14 protein-coding genes are annotated in these 16,164 nt (G+C 71.3%); 1 reads left to right on the top strand and 13 read right to left on the bottom strand.

Annotation, left to right across the window (positions count from 1 at the left end; translation table 11 throughout):
• Positions 1-46: 46 nt before the first annotated feature.
• The 12 genes from ACY34K_RS17990 to ACY34K_RS17935 form a co-directional block, all read right to left on the bottom strand.
• A complete protein-coding gene (locus ACY34K_RS17990) occupies positions 47-1,078 on the bottom strand; it encodes an asparagine synthetase A (protein ID WP_462748166.1) in 1,032 nt (343 codons plus the stop codon).
• A 93-nt stretch (positions 1,079-1,171) separates the two neighbouring features.
• Entirely contained in the window at positions 1,172-2,077 is a 906-nt protein-coding gene (locus ACY34K_RS17985) for a Gfo/Idh/MocA family oxidoreductase (RefSeq protein ID WP_462748163.1), read from the bottom strand.
• Positions 2,078-2,128: 51 nt separating this feature from the next.
• A complete protein-coding gene (locus ACY34K_RS17980; protein WP_462748160.1) occupies positions 2,129-3,319 on the bottom strand; it encodes a cytochrome P450 in 1,191 nt (396 codons plus the stop codon).
• Positions 3,312-4,301 (bottom strand): hypothetical protein, encoded by a 990-nt coding sequence (locus ACY34K_RS17975; protein WP_462748158.1) that lies wholly within the window; start codon positions 4,299-4,301, stop codon positions 3,312-3,314. The genes ACY34K_RS17980 and ACY34K_RS17975 overlap by 8 nt, the downstream gene beginning before the upstream one ends.
• Before the next feature lie 4 nt (positions 4,302-4,305).
• A complete protein-coding gene (locus ACY34K_RS17970) occupies positions 4,306-4,848 on the bottom strand; it encodes a hypothetical protein (RefSeq protein WP_462748156.1) in 543 nt (180 codons plus the stop codon).
• 110 nt (positions 4,849-4,958) lie between these two features.
• On the bottom strand, positions 4,959-6,326 hold the full coding sequence (locus ACY34K_RS17965) for a histidine--tRNA ligase (protein ID WP_462748154.1): 1,368 nt from the start codon (positions 6,324-6,326) through the stop codon (positions 4,959-4,961).
• A 93-nt stretch (positions 6,327-6,419) separates the two neighbouring features.
• The gene (locus ACY34K_RS17960) at positions 6,420-7,439 is read right to left on the bottom strand and encodes a S66 peptidase family protein (RefSeq protein WP_462748152.1); all 1,020 of its coding nucleotides are present in this window, start codon (positions 7,437-7,439) and stop codon (positions 6,420-6,422) included.
• A 9-nt stretch (positions 7,440-7,448) separates the two neighbouring features.
• Positions 7,449-8,267, bottom strand: coding sequence for a class I SAM-dependent methyltransferase (locus ACY34K_RS17955; RefSeq protein WP_462748150.1), 819 nt, complete (start codon positions 8,265-8,267; stop codon positions 7,449-7,451).
• A 115-nt stretch (positions 8,268-8,382) separates the two neighbouring features.
• A complete protein-coding gene (locus ACY34K_RS17950) occupies positions 8,383-9,660 on the bottom strand; it encodes an ATP-grasp domain-containing protein (RefSeq protein WP_462748148.1) in 1,278 nt (425 codons plus the stop codon).
• A 62-nt stretch (positions 9,661-9,722) separates the two neighbouring features.
• Positions 9,723-10,940, bottom strand: coding sequence for an ATP-grasp domain-containing protein (locus tag ACY34K_RS17945; RefSeq protein ID WP_462748146.1), 1,218 nt, complete (start codon positions 10,938-10,940; stop codon positions 9,723-9,725).
• Positions 10,941-10,956: 16 nt separating this feature from the next.
• On the bottom strand, positions 10,957-12,300 hold the full coding sequence (locus ACY34K_RS17940) for an MFS transporter (protein WP_462748144.1): 1,344 nt from the start codon (positions 12,298-12,300) through the stop codon (positions 10,957-10,959).
• Positions 12,301-13,216: 916 nt separating this feature from the next.
• Positions 13,217-13,390, bottom strand: coding sequence for a hypothetical protein (locus tag ACY34K_RS17935; protein ID WP_462748306.1), 174 nt, complete (start codon positions 13,388-13,390; stop codon positions 13,217-13,219).
• Between the two features lie 312 nt (positions 13,391-13,702).
• Here ACY34K_RS17935 and ACY34K_RS17930 point away from each other — a divergent pair, with 312 nt between their 5' ends.
• Positions 13,703-14,728 carry a helix-turn-helix transcriptional regulator gene (locus tag ACY34K_RS17930; protein ID WP_462748140.1) on the top strand — a complete coding sequence of 342 codons (1,026 nt, stop codon included), beginning with the start codon at positions 13,703-13,705 and terminating at the stop codon, positions 14,726-14,728.
• Here the strand turns inward: ACY34K_RS17930 and ACY34K_RS17925 are convergent, their stop codons facing one another.
• A complete protein-coding gene (locus tag ACY34K_RS17925) occupies positions 14,729-16,090 on the bottom strand; it encodes an aminotransferase-like domain-containing protein (RefSeq protein WP_462748137.1) in 1,362 nt (453 codons plus the stop codon). It lies immediately after the preceding gene.
• Between the last annotated feature and the right edge of the window lie 74 nt (positions 16,091-16,164).

Genomic DNA, 16,164 nt, shown 5'->3' with positions numbered 1-16,164 from the left:
GTGGCCCTGCGCACCAGGTGTGTGCGGGGCCACGGCCTCCGGCCGGTCAGGGCAGGATGTTCGTGCCGTTGAAGCGCAGCAGCAGGGCGAGGTCACGGATGTCGTCGTGCTGGGTCGCCCAGAGCAGGAACCGCTCGACGCCGAGCCCGAAGCCGGAGGTTCGCATCGGGTGGCGCTCGTTCATGGTGACGTACCACTCGTAGGCGTCCTCGGAAACCTCGTGCAGGTCGAGGGCGCGGCGCAGGTCGGCGACGTCGGTGTGGCGCTCGCCCGCGCCGACCGTCTCGCCGACCCCGAACAGCAGGTCGGCGCTCAGCGCCTTGGTCGGGTCCTGCGGGTCGAAGGCCTGGTAGAAGGGCACGCTCAGGTGGTCGGGGTGGGTCAGCCAGACGTACCCGCCGAACTTGTCCATCAGGACGCGCTCGCCCTCGCGGGTGAGGCTCCGGCAGCCGGGCTCCAGCTCCTTGACGGCTCCGGGCAGGTCCTTCAGGATCCCGTAGGCCTCCTCGAAGGCGATCCGGGGCAGCGGGCCGCTGCCGGCCAGCTCCTCCAGGTGCTGCACCGTCCCGGCCATCTCGGTCACAGCCTCGCGGCCGTGGGTGAGCAGGGCTCCGGCCAGGTGCCGCAGATAGGCCTCGACCACCTCCATCATGTCGTCGAGGCCGCCCGCTATCTCCGCCTCACTGTGGAAGAACTGGCACAGGTGGGTCTCGTCCGCCGCCTCGCCCCGGAAGGACGGCATCAGGTAGTAGGAGCCCTCCGGGGCCAGCCGGCAGCCGAACTCCAGGACGAACTGCATCGAGTCGGCGAGGTAGGTGGGGACGCCCTCGAGTTCGACCTTGACGGGCGAGCTGTCGCTCCCCCGCCCCATCGGGCTGGAGATGGATCCGGTGGTGACCGGGAGGTGCAGGTTGCGCGCACCCCGCTTGGTCCAGAAATCCGTGGTGCTGTGCGTGACGACGTCCTGAAGGACCGCCAGATTGCGGTACCACGGGTTCTCCAGAACGGTCAGGTAGTGCTTCTCCGGGGTCGTCCAGGAACGAGGGGCCTCGACGGTCCCGCCGGGGATGATGGACATTCACGTCCTCCAGTGATCTGGTGCGGGTTGCCGCACGGTGAATTTCGTCGAATTCGGGAATGCGAGGCAGTGGCCTCGTTCGCTGTCAGGGGGTCAGGCCCGGAGCAGGTCCAGGCAGTCGGCCAGCGCCCGGGTGGACTCGGGAGAGTCGCGGCCGGTGGAGCGGGCTCCGCCCACCACGAGCGCCATGTCGGCGTAGGAGGAGAGCCGGAGGGCTTCGAGCGGCGGAATGCCGCGGGACACCAGACCGTCGGCGTCCTCCACCCGCAGCTCGCGGCCCCGCAGGGTGACGGACTGGTCGACGTCCGTGATCGTCAGGCTGGTCGCCTCGACACCCGAGCGGACCGTGACCGCCAGGGAGAGCCGCGCGCCGGACTCGAACTCGACGCTCCCGGCGGCCGAGCCGGTCACCGCCCCGCCGAGGTGCGCGGAGACCGGCCTGCCGAACAGCTGGCAGGCGAGGTCGAGGTACGGGCTGATGGTCCGCACCAAGACCTCGGGCAGTCGTCCGCCGTCCGCCCGCGGCCCTGCCGCGTCCGCCGGCCCCCACGGGGCCGAGGCAGCCCGGGGAGCGGATCCGGAGAGGATCAGCCCGCCGCAGGCCGCGGGCGTCCACTCCCGGTCCAGGATGCCGCGGCCGGCGGCCAGCAGGCCGCGAAGGGGCAGCACCATGCCGACGAGGGCCGCGCCCTCGCCGTCGGGCTCGGCGAGTTGGTCGATCTCGGCCGCGGAGAGCGGCAGCCCCTCCTCCAGCAGGACCGCCTTCCCGGCACCCCGGGCGGCCTGCCCGAGGGCGACCCGGTCGGCCGGGGGCACCGCGAGGACGAGCAGGTCGATCTCCGGGGTCGCGAGCAGGTCCCGCCACGTCTCGGTCGCCGCCGTGTCGGCGCCCGGGACGCCACAGGGGCCCTTCTCCCGGTACAGCTCGAAGAGTTCGGAACTCCGCAGCGAGGCCCAGGCCCGGTGAGCCGCGAGTCCCTGCCCCACGATGGTCGTCACGATTGGCATGGCTCTCTCTCGGGACCCGGTGGCGGTGGTTCGGACGGTGACTCAGACCGCGACCATGAGCCGCTGCCAGGTCGTGACGCCGAAGGCCGGGGTGCGCACGGCGGCCAGGGGGCGCGCCCCGGTGCCGTCCAGCCGTTCCAGGAGAGCCAGCACGCCCTCCCGGAGGATGACCCGCGACAGCAGCGCGCCCAGGCAGTAGTGGCGTCCGAGGCCGAAGGACAGGTGACGCGGTCCGCCGCGGCCCGGTCGGAACGCGTCCGGGTCCTCGTAGACGGCCTCGTCCCGATTGGCCGAGGCGATCACCAGGACCAGGCGCCGGCCGGCCGGCACCTTGCGCCCGCCGACCTCCAGCGGCACGGTGGTGGACCGCGGGACGAAGTGAAACGGGGCGTCGTAGCGCAGCGCCTCCTCCACGACCGCCTCCAGCAGCTCCGGCCGGGCGAGCGCCTCCGCCCGGGCCGCCGGGTCCCAGCGCAGCAGGACGTCGGCCGTGGTGGCCAGTGCGCTGGCCACCGGGTCGATCCCCCCGGTCAGGAGCTGGGCGAACAGGGCGAGCGCGTCCTCGGGGTCGAGCTCGGCGAGCCCGCGCAGGGGAATCAGCCGTTCGTCGTCGGTGGCGCGCAGCCCCGGGACGACCGTGTCCTGGAGGTACTTCCGCAGGTCGTCCCGCGCCCGGAGCGCGATCCTGGCCCGTACCGGGTCCGCCGTGGGGGTGCTCAGGAAGCCGATCAGCCGGGACGACCAGTCCCGGACCAGCCGCACGTCCTCCTCCGGCACTCCGAGCACCGCGCAGGTGAGGCGCACGGCGAGAGGTGCGGCGAAGGCGTCGAAGAGGTCGGTCTCCCCCTCGCCCACGGCGTCGAGCAGCTCCCGTGCCGTCCGGCGGACGTGGCCGGCCCAGGCCTCGGCGCTGCGGCGCGGGAAGGCGGGGGCGACCGTCTCCCGGAGCCGGGTCTGGTGCGGCGGGTCGCTGAAGACCATCCAGGAGTTGAAGAAGGCCATGGCCTCCTCGACCTCGGGACGGTCCTCGTCGCGCTGAGGTCCCGTGTAGTCGCCCGGGCAGGCGGAGAGGCTCTCCTCCCGCAGCAGCCGGGCGACGTCGCCGTAGGTGGTGACGTACCAGGAGTTCGTCGGTTCGTTCCAGTGCACCGGGTCCAGCGCGCGCATCCGGGCGAAGACCGGGTACGGGTCGAGCGCGGTCTCCTCCGTCAGCAGGATCTCGGGGTCAAACACGTGCACGCCTTCCCTTCAGCCAGGACGCGACGAGTGGAGCGGCACCCGCGGCGGCACCCGCCACCGCCAGGCCCAGACCGGTCCACCGGTTGCGGCGGCCGGCCTTCAGGAGCCGGGAGCAGGCGGCGGTGGCCCGGTCCGGGGCGGCGAACAGCGGGACGGAGTACCAGGACAGGTGCCAGAAGGAGATGCTCATGGTGGCCTTGACGGCGCCGTGGAAGCCCGCGGAGGACAGCCCCAGCAGCCGCCGGTGCCGCCAGGCCGCCAGCATCAGCGGCGCGAAGGCCAGTTCGTAGACGAGCGCGCCGGTCGCGGCGGCCCGCGCGGGGTTCGGCTCCACGGCCGAGAGCCGCTTGCCGAGCGGGGTGCCGAGCTCCGCCCAGGCGCCGCGCAGCGTCGAGCCGCGCGTCCACTTCCAGCCGACGGTGAGCACCTTGGCCAGGCCCGACTGGAGGTACATGGCCGCGTAGTACGACTGCATGGCGGCCAGCAGGGCGGTGGCGTACGCGGCGGCGGAGTCCTCATCCCTGTCGCGCTCGACGTCGTCCACGAGCGACAGCAGCCCGAGGAAGACGTTGAGGTGGCTGTTGTAGCTCCAGAGGGTCCGGTCGAGCCGTACCACCTGGCGCTGCAACAGGCCGAAGGAGACGTTCGCCGCGACCCGGACGGCCGGGTGCCCGGCACCGAGCGCCCAGGCCCCGGCGGACACCACCGCGACGGCGCGCAGCGCCTCGTACGCCAGCGGGTCCAGCGGACGGCCCTTGACCGGCTCGTCCCCGGCCTCGTCGACCAGCCGGGTGTAGTCGGCGAGGAACCGGCCGGGCGGCAGGTGCCACACCGTGCGCACCACGGCGGCTCCGGTCGTGAGGCGGACCAGCGACAGCCGGTCCACCGCGTGGTGCTGGCGGACGTAGATCTCGTGCAGCCGTCGGCCCACGGCGTGTGCCGCGCGCGGTCCGCCGGCTGTTCCGGGGAGGTTCATGGGGCTACCTGCTCGTCTCGTGCGGCCAGTGGACGGTGGTCCCGGCGGCGATGCCGGTGGGGTCGTGGCGGTGGATCAGCTCCGCCGAGCGCACCGAGCTGCGGTCGACCGCGTCGCAGTCTTGGTCGACCTCCACCAGGTAGACGTCGAGGGCGGTGAACCGCGCCCCCGGCGGGGCCTGGAGGGAGGCCCGCACTTCGTCGAAGTCCGCCCAGGAGGTCTGGTTGAGCAGGTCGAGGGTGCGGGCGCAGAATCTGGTGCGCAGGTCCTGGTCCTCGTTGACGAAGAACATCCGGTTCAGGATCGCGACCACCCGGAAGAACTCCACCGGGAGCAGGGGCCACGGGTCGACGGGTCCGGTGGCTCCGCCCTCGGAGTCGTGGAGGACGACCCTGAACTGATGCCAGCGGTCCTGGAGTTCGTAGGTGAACATGTTGTACGCGCAGAACGGCCAGGAGTTCCGGTTCCGGAACGTGTGCCAGAACTGGACGCCGAGGTAGGCGGCCGCTCCCAGGAGTACGGCCCGTGAACGGACTGTGTGCTTCATGGTGTGGTCTCCAGCCCGGCCGGCCGGGGCGTGCGGTGGGCGCCGCACCCCCCGGTCGGCCATCAGGGGTCGTTCCGGTCGGGCGTTCGCGCGGTCGGGCGGACGGGCGGTCAGCCGGCCCGGCGCAGCTCGGCGATCGCGTCTGCGACGCCGTCGACCGGCACGCCGCGCTCGGCGCCGGAGGCCATGTCCCGCACCGTCGCGGTGCCGGCGTCCTGGAGGGAGACGAGGAAGCCCACCTCTGCCTCCGTCGCGATGCTCAGCGCCTTCTCCGCGCCGACGGGGTCGAAGACCGCCTGCACGGACAGGCCGGCCTCGCGCAGCCGCCGCACTGTCCCGGTCACGGCCTGGGCGTCGTCGTCCTCGCGGCGGACGACGGTGACGGCTTCGTGCCGCAGTCCCTGCTGCTTGCGGACGCCGTCCTCCCGCAGCAGGCCCATCAGCCGTGCGAGGCCGACCGACATGCCGACCCCGGGGTAGCTGCTGCCGTTCACGTGCTTCAGCAGGTCCTGGTATCGGCCGCCGGCGCCGATCGCGCCCCAGTGCTCGCGCCCCGTGGCGAAGGTCTCGAAGACGGTGCCGGTGTAGTAGTCGTGTCCCCGGGTGATCGAGAAATCGAGCACCAGGTGGTCCTCCGGCACGCCGAGGTCGTGGGCGGCGCGGATCACGGTGTCCAGCTCCTCGATGCCCACCTGGTCGGCGCCCCGGAGCTTGAGCAGGTCCCGGGCGTCCGACAGGGTCGGCGAGGAGACCAGCCGACCGAGGTCCGCGGCGACGTGCTCGGGAATGCCGGAGGCCACCAGCTGGGTCACCGTCTCCTCGACGGGCTGGCGGTTGCCCTTGTCGAGGATCTGCACGATCGCCCGGGCCCGGTGGACCCGCACGCCGTGGCTGTCCAGCAGGGCCGCGAGCACCTTCCGGTTGGAGATGCGGACGGTGAAGCCGTCCACGCCGATGTTGCGGAAGGCCCCGACCAGGGCGTTGGCGATCTCGGCGTCGTAGAGCAGGCTGAGCTCGCCCTGGCCGATGACATCCACGTCGCACTGGTAGAACTCCCGCCAGTGGGTGGCGGTCGGCATCTGCTCGGCCCGCCAGACCTTGTTGATCTGGTAGACGTGCAGCGGGAAGGAGAGCTTGCTCGAGTGCTCGGCGATGAAGCGCGAGACCGGGACCGTCAGGTCGTAGCGCAGGGCGAAGTTGGCCCCGGTGTACGACTCCGGCGGCTCCTGAACGGTGAAGGCGAACTCGGGGATGCCGCCGTCGAGGTACTGGGCGCCGCCGGCCACCAGGACCTCCTGCCGCTGGATGCAGGCGGAGTCCAGCGGCCGGAAGCCCCGGGCCTCGAAGCCCTTCCCGATCGTCCGGATGATGTCCTGCTCGAACATCACGTCGGCGGGCAGGGACTCGGGGAAGCCGGGCATCGAGATGTCGAACTGCCGCACCGACGCGTCGTCACGACCAGATGTCGTGGTGCTCATGAAGCGATCCATTCTCGTGTAGGTAAGGGCGGTTTGCCGCCGGCCCCGGGAGAGCCCGCGCGGCACCCGGGAGGGCGCCGGGTCCGGCGGCCGTCAGACTGTCGGCGCGAGGAGGGTCAGCCGGGGCGGCCCGGCCGGCGCGCAGTCCAGCCGGGCCCGGCCGCCGACCGGGACGGTGAGCATGGGCGTCGAGTGCCCGAAGGGGTATCCCGCCGCGATGGGGAGCTGCGCGGGCACCAGATCGCGCAGCACCTCGTCGAAGCCGGTGAAACCGCTCAGGCAGGCCCGGGCCCCGCCGATCCGGCCGACCAGCACACCGGCAGCCCGGTCGAACACGCCGGCCAGCCGCAGCTGGCACAGCCGGGCCGCGAACTCGTCCGGTGCGAGGCCCTCGGCCTCCAGGAAGACCAGGGCGTCCTCCGGCGGGTCCGCGTACGGGGTGCCGAGGGCGAGCGACAGGACGGCCAGCGAGCCACCCCACAGCGTTCCCTCGACCCCGTCCCCGGCCCGTACGGTCCGAATCCGCTCGCCCTCGCGGGGGGCGCGCGGCCGGGTGTCTTCCTTGTCCCACCAGAGCAGCTCGTCCGACCACTCGGCCGGCTCGGCCACCGGCCGCCCGGGGCGGAGCCCAGCGCCACCGGTCAGGGCGCGGAACTCCTCCCGGGTGTAGTCCCAGGCCCCGCCCGCCTCGCCCCACTCGGACACCAGCATCGGCCCGTGGAAGGCCACCAGGCGGGAACGACGGGAGACGGTGTTGAGCAGGGTGGTGAGGTCGCTGTAGCCGATCAGCGGCTTGCCGGCCTCCCCGATCAACTGCCAGTCGAGGTGCGGCAGCACGTTGAGGAGGGTCCAGCCACCGACCGCCGCCATCACACCGTCGATCTCCGGGTCGAGCAGTGCCCGGTGCAACTCCTCGGCCAGTGCGACGGGTTCCAGGGTCGACACGCCCCGGGCGACCCCGCAGGAGGGCAGTGGCCGCACGGTGAAGCCCTCGGAGCCGAGGTCCTCCACCCCCCGGGCGAAGCGCCGGGGGAAGGCGACCGGGGCCGGTGAGCTCGGGGCCCAGACGGCCAGGGTCGCGCCGTCGGTCAGCGGGGACGGCCAGGTGATCACGGCCGTGCCTCAGACCGCGGTCGAGACGAACAGCTCGGGCTCGACATCCGCCGGCTCCTTACGGAGCAGCAGGGTGGTGAAGCCCATGTGGCTGAGGTTCACCCGGAACAGCTGCATGTACTCGCGGTAGCGCTCCTGGACCAGCTTGCGGGCGTCCTCCTCCAGTTCGGCGAGGTGGGGACGGCGCAGGATGTCGTCCACGAAGCGGTCGACCTCGTCGGTGGGGACGGCATCGAAGCGGTAGTCCTGTACGAAGTAGGCGTGCCGCTCGCCGCCGACGAAGAAGTCGATCCAGAAGTCGCGGTAGAGCGGGGTGATGTCCACCTGGATGGCGGCGCGCACGTCGTTGATCAGCTGGTCGGACGGGGTGTCGATGTAGTACATCGGGATCGCGCCGATGAAGCCGCCGGTCTTGAGGACCCGGGTGTACTCGGCGAGGGCCTTGTCACGGTCCGGGATCAGCGAGGTGACGTTTCCGCAGAACACCATGTCGAACGCGCCGGACGGGTAGCCGGTGTCGGTGGCGTCCTTGCGCTCGAAGGTGATGAGGTGGGCGACGCCCGCCTCCTCCGCGCGGCGGCGGGCCTCGACGAGGCTCTCCTCGTTGATGTCGATCGCGGTGATCCGGCAGCCGACGAGCTTGGCCAGCTCGACGGCGGTGATGCCGGTACTGGTGCCGATCTCCAGGACGTGCGAGTCCTTGGTGAGGAAGCCGTTGGCGGCGATCTGGGCGATGCTGCGAATGCCGCCCGGCGGGCGGTTGGTCTCGCGGACCACGCCGATGAGCTGGTTGTAGTTCATCTTCTCGATGTCGCTGACGGTGGTCATGGATATCTCCTCCGGTCGGGCCGTCGTTGTTCGTCGGCCGTCGACGTCGTTGGGCTTCTCGCGGCCGGCGGTCGCGAGCAGTTGGGGGAGCGACCGGCGCTCGCCGGTCGCCGGGTCATCCGAGGGGCTCGACCTCGACCCGCAGCAGATCGGTCACGCGGCGGGCCAGGGCGTCGTATTCCTTGCGGCTCCCGGCCCCCAGGGTCACGAAGGCGCACCACTCGGACGGGTGGGCGTGCTCGACGGTGTCGCCGACCGCGCGGAGCCGCTGCGCCCGCAGCACTCCGTCGACGGCGAGCATCTCGGCCTCCTCGGGGATCGCGGTGATCCGGCCGGGCCCCTCGGGGCGCAGGTGGAGTCCGCCGAGGTAGGGCCGGCTCGGGGAGGGCGCGGGAATCGTGCCCGTGACGGCGCTGGCCGCGATGGCCTCGTGGATCTCGTAGCCGAGCCAGGCGCTGATCACGGCTCCGATCCAGGCGCCCGCCATCCGGGAGGCGATCTCGGAGAAGACCAGTTCGCCGTCGGGCCGTTCGAAGACCTCCAGGTGGGTGGGGCCGTCGGTGATGCCCAGGGCGCCGTTGACCTTCCGGTGCAGCTCGCGCATCCGCCGGTGGAGATCCGGGTCGTCCTCCTCGTTGACGACGTAGCTGCCGTCGCGCGGGGTGTCGCCGGCCGCCGGGTCCTCGTCGAGGACCGCCATCCGCGGACGGTAGTAGGCGCTGATGATCAGGTAGTGGGCCTCGCCGTCCCGCCACAGGGCGTCCACGTGGTACTCGCGCCCGGAGACGAACTCCTCGACGGCGAGTTGGTGCGACTTCAGGTGGGGGTCGGGCTCGATGTCCCGGATCACCCGGTCGAGCTCCTCGGGCCGGTCGACCCTGACCGTCCCGATGGCACCCGATCCGGCCACCGGCTTGATCACCACCGGGAAGGCCAGCCGCTCCCGGACGGCGGCGACGTCCGCCTCGTCGGAGGGGTCCGCGAGGGTGGCCCACGCCGCGGCGGGTACGCCGGCCCGGCGTACCCGGTCCTTCATCAACCGCTTGTCCCGGAAGGCGACGTGCTGCATCGGGTCGTCCGAGAGTCCGAGCAGCACTCCGAGGTACCCGGCGCCGAACTGGCTGAACTCCGTGAAGCTGACGATGCGGCTGATCTCGGCGCCGCGCAGGGCGAGGTCCGCGGCGACCGCGGCGATCTCCTCGATCGAATCGAAGTCCTTGATCCGGTAGACCCGTTCGGCCTTCGCCAGCAGGTCCCAGTCCGGATCCATGTAGGCGGTGTCGAACTCGTCCAGGATGACGAAGACATGGGGAGTGAGGTCCAGCATGGACCTGGTGAGGTGGACGTTCCACTTGCAGATGACGACCTGCGGCGGTCCGGGCACTACAGACATGGCGCTCCTGCCTTTGGGCTGTCGGGCATGGCGTGGCGGGTGGGCCGGGATGTGCGGCCGGCTCACCCGACCCGGAAGGAGAACTCGCGGTGCACGCGGTCCGCGGCCTCGGCGAGCTCCGGCTCAGTGCCTCCGGTGACCACGAACGCGGCGAAGAAGTTCTCGTTGTCCAGGGACCAGACCTCGAAGTCGTCCCAGATGTAGCCGTCCAGCACCCCGGGGAGCTCCTTCATTCGCTCCAGCGGCGTCACCTCGGTGAGCTTGCCAACCCGATCGGGCTCGATGTGCACCAACCCGATGAGCTCGTCGTTGCGGGCCGCCGAGCGGAGCCGCTCCAGGTCCTCCTGGCCGAGCGCCATCAGGAGCATCTCCTCGACGGCGTCGAGACCGCAGGCGTGGGTGATCGCGGCGGGGTAAATGCCCCCGCCGACGCGCGGGTTGATCTCGATCAGTTCCGCGGTCCCGTCCTCCGCGATCCGCGCCTCGACGTGCAGCCAACCCCTGTCCAGGCCGAGGCCGGTGCAGAGCGCGGTGATCCGGCGCTCGACCAGCTCGGCTCCCCGGGTGAGCCGTTCGCCGCGCACCGGCGATTGCAGGATGCCGGTGTCGTGGTTGCGCGCCTCGTCCCGCCCGTACTTCTCGACGTGGAGCAGGCCGCGGAACCGGCCGTCGATCAGCGGCCCGTCGATCGAGATCTCGGTGCCCGCGACATACTCCTCCACGATCACCTCGAACTCGGGTCCGGCGTTCCCGCAGATTTCCCGCAGGGCCGCCCGGAGCTGCTCCGCGTCGTCGGCGCGCCGCACCAGCCGGGAGGCCCCGGAGTCGGTGCACGGCTTGACGATCACCGGGTACGCCGGGACTTCCTCGACGGGGTACGAGCCGGCCGCGCCGTGACCGAACCAGAGGTCGGAGAGGCCCAGGCGGTGCATCTCCTCCCGAACCCGGGCCTTGCTCACCAGCACCTCGCGCGCCGGCTCGCCGCCGGGCAGGCCGTAGTGGCGGGCGATCCACGCCTGCCACTGCACCAGCGGGTCCACCAGGTTGACCACCGCGGTCGGCACCACGCCGGCCGCGTCGATGGCGGCCACCGCCCGCTCCGGGCCGTCGGCGGCCCAGTCGACCACCACGTGGGCGTCACAGGCGCCGCGGTTCATGTCCTCCGGGTTCTCCGAGAGCAGGACGGGTCGGCGGCCCGACTTCCGGAGCAGCTCCGCGAGGTGGCGGACGCCGCCGACGGACCTCTTGGAGAGGATGAGTACGTCCAACGATTCTGACATCGGCCAGTCCCCTGCTTCAGTCGATTGCTTGAGTGTTCGCGCGCTCCGGGCGCTCCGCCCGGTCGGCGCCGGGCCCCACCGGGTCAGGCCCGGTGTCACGGTCCTCCGCGGCGTCCCCGCCATCCGGGTCCGGTTGGCTGGAATTGCTGCGCCAGGCCGCGAGGCCGCAGGCCATCGCGGCGAGGCCGCCGATCAGCATGATGCTGCGGACGCTGGTGACGCTGGCCAGCGCTCCGGCGATGAGGGCCGCGAGGACGGCTGCCCCGTAGCTCACCGCCTGGCTCGTCGCGTACACCCGCCCGACCAGGTGGTTGGGGGTGGCCCGCTGCATGTAGGAGGTGACGGCCACGCCGAAGACGAACACCGCCGCGCCGATGGCGAAGAACGCCGTGAGTGCGCTCCAGAACCCGTGGGCAAGGCCGAAGCCCGCCCGGGACGCGCCGATCGCCAACAGTGCCACGGTGATGGTCGGCCCGGTGCCGAGCCGCGCGACGATGTACGGCGCGGCCCATCCGCCCAGGGCGCTGCCCACGGCGGCCGCGGAGAACAGCAGCGCGAACTGGGTGTCGGTGAGGCGCAGGTCCTCCTTGGCGTAGATCACCATCAGCGAGGAGCCGACGAGCAGGACGAAGTTCAGTACGGCCGAGGTCAGGGCTATGGTGCGCAGCATGGGCGTGTGCCAGATGGCCTCCATGCCCTCCTTGAGGTTCCGCCAGACCCCGGCGACGCCGCCGCCCGGTGCGTCCGGTCCCGGGGCCTTCGCGGCCGCCGGCAGTGGCCCGCGGGCCGCCGACCGGGCGCCGAGCATCAGGATGAGGACCGTCGCACCGAGGAACGTCGCCCCGTTGACCAGGAACGGCAGGCTGGCGGAGACCGCCATCAGTGTTCCGGCGACGGGCGATCCCAGGACGTCCTGGGCGAGCATCCGGGCGATGAAGATCCGCGAGTTGCCCTTCTCCAGGAGGGGTTCCGGCAGCAGTTCCGACATCAGCGGCTGCGTGGCGCTGTCCACCAGGACCTCGAAGACCGGGAGCAGCAGCGCCAGGGCGTAGATGAGTGGGAGTCGTACCTCGTCGGCCTGGACGAACGCGGCGAACACCAGCACCGGGACAGCCCGCAGCACGTTGGCGGCGGCGATGACCCGTCGCCGGTCCAGCCGGTCGACGAGCACCCCGGCCAGGGGGCCGACGAGCAGCCCGGGCAGCGAGGCGAAGACCATGATCAGGGTGATGGCCGCCGGGTCGTCGGTGACGGAGTACGCGAGCAGCGGCAGTGCCACGAGTCGCATTCCGTCGCCCAGCGCGGACAGGCTGGAGGACGACCAGAGAAGCCAGTACTGCTTTCCCAGACGGGCTGTCACCGATCCTCCGTGCAATCAATTACAGAGATAATTTCGACGCTTATCCATGAATGCGTCACCACCATCCGTTGATGAGCTGCTCCACGATTACCCCCCTTTCCCTTGAGCGGGATTACCGAGCCCCCGTCGGCTCATCCGGTATTCAGATCATTTCCTGGCCCAGGGGTGCCGGTCCAGCGTTCCCGGCTTCGTCTGCTCGCCTTGACGGGATCAAGACAGCCGCGTCGTTGGTCTCACCATGTGAGATGGACGTCGGCGGTGAGGCCCGGGTGGCGGGCCGACGACCACCGGGATCGGATTCGTCCGGGCCGGGGTCCCGGTGGCTCGGACGGCCGACGCGCTCGTACACGGTCCTGGTGGGCGGCATCGGTAAGGAGTCCGACCGCGGCCCGTCGGCCAGGAGCTTGACCAGCCCCAACCCGCGGGCGTGGGTGACGTCCGCGCAGCTTCCGGGCTTGATCGGGCTGCGTCACGGCATTCGGCGTCGAATCTCCGCGCCTTCGACGGTGCCGGTCCCGCCGCCGGCGGCGAGGTGGCCGACGACCTCGTCCAGGGTCCGGTCGACGGACACCGGGCGGTGCTTCCCGCCGACGCCAATGGCCCGCTTTCCCGGCCAAGAGGCAAGCCCGGCCCGGTGACGCTCATGCGGCCACGGAACGTCCCTGGCCATGAGTTCAGCGATCACAACGGCTGCGCGGCCTGAGATCCGGCGCTTTACTGGTGAGTACGCCGCCGGTGCGAACGCATTTCACGCCTTCGGGCGCAGATGAGCCAGGAGACATGCTCAACCACCTGGTGCGGGACGTCGAGGATGGCTCGATAAGGGATCAACAGGGCTCTTTTATCGAGACGTTGATGAGTGAGATCACCAACCGAACGACCAGGAGCCCTGAGGCGGGCAAGATCTTCCAGTCCTTCATGCGGGCGAAGGTGTGCTCGACGCGGGCGCTGTCCTCGCGGCGGCCGGCCCACGCGCGACGGCGACGACGAACCGGGTGTCGGCGTGGTCGCGGGTGGGGGCCAGGGTGCCGTCCTTGATCGGCGCGGGTTCCTTGCGGACCCGCTTGTGCTGCTCCAGCGGCAGCTCCACGGCCGGCCCTCGCGGACGGGGTCCGCACCCTCGCGCCGCAGCGCTCCGACGCCGCTGTCACACCCGGTACAGCAAGATCACCCCACCCGTGACCATCGGCTGCGGAACAGCCTCGAGGAAGGGCCGCGGATGAATTGGCGGGAGCCGACCAATGAAGCAGTTGAAAGGCAAAGCAACGACCATCTGGCGGGAATGATCCCGAATTTCGCCCGCAAAAAACCCGGCTGCCCCGTCGTGAGGCTCGTGTAGTGTCGGAAGAACGTCAGGGCTCGTCCCTGCCCGGGGGAAGCGACATTCATGGGGGAATACTTCGTGACAACCGGAATCGATTTCACAGACCTGGCCCGGCAGCTGTATCACACAGCAGAGGACCGATGTTCCTGGGAACCGGAGGACATAGCCGCGGAGACGGAGTGTTCGCCGCTCGAAGCCGAACGGGCCGTCGGGCACCTGAAGGGAATGGGCCTCCTGCTGCCGGCCCCGCTGCAGCCTTCGGGCTACCAGGTCGTGCGGCCGGTCAACGCCCTCTCCCGGCTGGTGTCCATGGAGCGCGAACTCACCGAGGGCTGGATGCGGGACCGGTCGCACCGCCAGGAGCAGATCCTCTCCCTGCTGCGGGAGTTTCCCCCGCAGGCCGGCCCTTCCGAGACCGCGACCATCGACATGCTGCCGACCGCCTCGGCGGTCAACGAGTACATCGAGGAGCGGGCCCTCGACGCCCGCGTCCGGGAACAGGCCATGCACCCCGGCGGGGTGCCACCGGTGGAACTGCTCGACGAGATGATCCACCGCGACCTCGCGGCGCTCGACCAGGGCGTGCAGTTAGAGGCCATCTACGCCCACCACCTGGTGGCGGTGCCCCACCTCGCGGAGTACCTCACCGAGGTGTCCCGCCACGGCGCCGAGATCCGGGTCGCCCCGGCGGTCCCGCTGCGCATGATCGTCATCGACGACGACGTCGCCATCCTGCCGATCGACCCGGCAGAGACGGCACGCGGCGCGTTCGCGGTGCGCAGCCGCCAGGTGGTCGCGGCGCTGCGGGCCATCTTCGGCTTCCACTGGGCCGTCGCCGCGCCGCTCACCTCGGTCCACGGGGCGGAGGAAGTCGGCGAGATGCTCAGCCCCTTCGAGGAGATGGTCGTCCACATGATGGCGATGGGCTCCAAGGACGAGGCGATCGCCCGCCAACTCGGCATCTCCACCCGGACGCTGAGCCGCAAAGTGTCCCGGCTCCTGGAGCGGCTTCGGGTCCAGACCCGATTCCAGGCCGCCGTCAAACTCTCCGAGTCCGGCATGCTCGACCTGGGCGACGTCCGGGCCCGGCAGTTGGCCGGCTGATCAGGCGCGGTCACGGACCAGGGCGGCCAGCCGGTCCAGACCCATGCTGATCCGGTCCGGGGACAGCACGCTGTAGGAGAGCCGCAGTTGCCGGTGCCCGCCGGTGCCGGCGTAGAAGTGCTCCATCGGAGTCCACAGCACCCCGAAGCGGCTCGCGGAGTACTCCAGCATGGCCTGGTCCGCGCGGAACGGGACGGTCAGCACGGCGAACATCCCCCCGTTCGGTGTGTTCCAGCTGACCCTCCCGGCCGCGCCGTCGGCGCCGCCGTCGCCGAACCGTTCGGTGAGGCCGCCCAGCAGGTGCCGGAGGTTCTCCCGGTACACGGCGGCCTCCCGGACGGAGGCCTTCTCCACGCTGCACCCGTGCTCCAGCAGGAAGCCGCCGATGACGGCCTGGGCGACGGTGGAGGTATTGAGGGTGAGCATGCTCTTGAGCTTGGCGAGCTCGTCCACGAACCGCGTGCTGCCGCCTGCGCCGTCCTCCACCGGCTGGTCCGCGACCACGTAGCCGATCCGGGCGCCGGCGAACGCCGTCTTGGCGAACGAGCCGAGGTACACCACGCGCCGGTCGCGGTCCAGGGACTTCAGCGTCGGCGGGCGTGACCCGTCGAGGCGGAACATCGAGTACGGGTTGTCCTCCAGCAGCAGGATGTCCTCCTGCGCCGCCACCTCCAGCAGCCGCCGCCGGTCCGCCGTGGTCATGGTGGCGCCGCTGGGGTTCGCGAAGTCCGGGACCACGTAGCAGGCGCGGGGGCGCAAGCCCTCCGCACGGGCCCGCCTGATCTGGGCGGTGAGGTCCTCGAGGTCGATGCCGGTGGCGCTCTCGCGCACTCCCCGGACCGGCATGCCCACCAGCCGGGCGGCGCCCAGGAATCCGACGTAGGACGGGTAGGAGGCGAGCACCACGTCGCGCCGGTCCCGGCACAGTGCCCGCAGGACGAGCACCATGGCCTCCTGGCACCCGGTGGTCACCAGGATGTCCTCGGGGTCGGTCCGCAAGCCCTCGTCGTTCGCCAGGTGCCGGGCTATCAGCTCGTGGATGATGCCCTTGGTCCTGCCGTACTGGAAGAACGCCCGGGTGACCTCCTCGTCCGTCAGCCCGGCCTCCCCGCGCAGGTACTCCTCGAAGGTGCCCAGGTACCTGGCCAGCGCACGGGTGTCGTAGAAGCCCTCGTACGGGCGGCCCGCCGCGAAGGAGACCGCGTCCGGGAAGCGCCCGGCGATCTCGTTCAGCAGGGTCATCGAGGTCAGCACCGGGTCCCCGACGGACTCGTGGAGCCGCGCGGCCTCGATCCGAGCCGGGTGCGCCGGCGCGACTGCCGCGAGGGCGCCTGCCTCGCTCGGGTGGGGCGCGGTGGCCATACGGACTCCGTCTCGTCGAACCGATGCCCTACGGGTGACGGACGGTTTCCCGCCCGGTTCCCATCGTGTGCGCA

Source organism: Streptomyces sp. STAM6, from assembly GCF_054963715.1.
This window is presented reverse-complemented; position numbering and strand designations above follow the sequence as displayed.

What these genes read in the sequence shown, in the direction of transcription:
- ACY34K_RS17990 (WP_462748166.1), bottom strand. Translation starts at nt 1,078, where the DNA reads ATGTCCATCATCCCCGGCGGGACCGTCGAGGCCCCTCGTTCCTGGACG.
- ACY34K_RS17975 (WP_462748158.1), bottom strand. Translation starts at nt 4,301, where the DNA reads ATGAACCTCCCCGGAACAGCCGGCGGACCGCGCGCGGCACACGCCGTG.
- ACY34K_RS17970 (WP_462748156.1), bottom strand. Translation starts at nt 4,848, where the DNA reads ATGAAGCACACAGTCCGTTCACGGGCCGTACTCCTGGGAGCGGCCGCC.
- ACY34K_RS17965 (WP_462748154.1), bottom strand. Translation starts at nt 6,326, where the DNA reads ATGAGCACCACGACATCTGGTCGTGACGACGCGTCGGTGCGGCAGTTC.
- ACY34K_RS17955 (WP_462748150.1), bottom strand. Translation starts at nt 8,267, where the DNA reads ATGACCACCGTCAGCGACATCGAGAAGATGAACTACAACCAGCTCATC.
- ACY34K_RS17950 (WP_462748148.1), bottom strand. Translation starts at nt 9,660, where the DNA reads ATGTCTGTAGTGCCCGGACCGCCGCAGGTCGTCATCTGCAAGTGGAAC.
- ACY34K_RS17945 (WP_462748146.1), bottom strand. Translation starts at nt 10,940, where the DNA reads ATGTCAGAATCGTTGGACGTACTCATCCTCTCCAAGAGGTCCGTCGGC.
- ACY34K_RS17925 (WP_462748137.1), bottom strand. Translation starts at nt 16,090, where the DNA reads ATGGCCACCGCGCCCCACCCGAGCGAGGCAGGCGCCCTCGCGGCAGTC.